General features: G+C 63.1%; 2 protein-coding genes. One reads left to right on the top strand and one right to left on the bottom strand.

Annotated features, from left to right (window positions below):
• Positions 1 to 300: DUF637 domain-containing protein (locus tag BSIN_RS02595; RefSeq protein ID WP_256583537.1), on the top strand; the 300-nt coding region annotated here is incomplete at its 5' end.
• 1 nt (position 301) lies between these two features.
• On the opposite strand, the gene BSIN_RS02590 is transcribed toward BSIN_RS02595, so the two are convergent.
• Positions 302 to 675 (bottom strand): plasmid pRiA4b ORF-3 family protein (locus BSIN_RS02590; RefSeq protein ID WP_143757292.1); only part of this gene is annotated, 374 nt, incomplete at its 5' end.

The following is a 675-nucleotide window of genomic DNA, read 5'->3' as shown; positions in this document are numbered from 1 at the left end:
AACGTGACGGGCGGCGCGGGGCAGTTCGCGCAGGCTGGGGTGGTGAATTATCTGCAACAGCAAGGCGCGTCGTATATCGGCAAGCTGGTCGAGAATGGCACGATTACTGAAGGCAGTCCGTTGCACGCGGCGATGCACGCGATCGTTGCGTGCGCCGGGGCGGCGGCGAGCAGTCAGAATTGCGGTGCGGGGGCGATGGGGGCGGCGGCGTCGAGTCTGCTGACGAATCTGTTTGCGTCACCGGAGCCGAACATGACCGAGCAGGGTAAGCGTGGAGCCGATACCATCTTGACGGCGTGAGTTACCGGTTTCCCCAACGATTGGATGCCATGCGTAGCAGCGTGGCATTGGCAGCACGCAGATCGAACCGTTCGGCATCGAAGCCAGGGCCAACCCAGTTTCGGTAATGTTCTGCCTCTTCGCTATTCGGATCGTTGGATAGCGTGTTCAGGAACGCGTCGTAGCCAGGCGGGCCGCCCACATCTTCCGGCGGGCACGCGCGAGCACCATCGATGACCTGGGCCGCGCCCCACGGTTCGCTCTCGACGGTTTCCACTTTCTCAACGGCGATGGCGTGATCCCACCCGTCTCCGAAGTCGTACCGGTAGAGGAAGCGCGAGCCAGGTTTCAGGACCTTCTGCAGTCGAACCTTCCGGTCATCGGCGCTCGTGCCCG

It is taken from the genome of Burkholderia singularis (genome assembly GCF_900176645.1).
Classification (GTDB): Bacteria; Pseudomonadota; Gammaproteobacteria; order Burkholderiales; family Burkholderiaceae; genus Burkholderia; species Burkholderia singularis.
The sequence above is the reverse complement of the archived record's forward strand: the minus strand, read 5'-3'. Positions and strand labels throughout refer to the sequence as shown.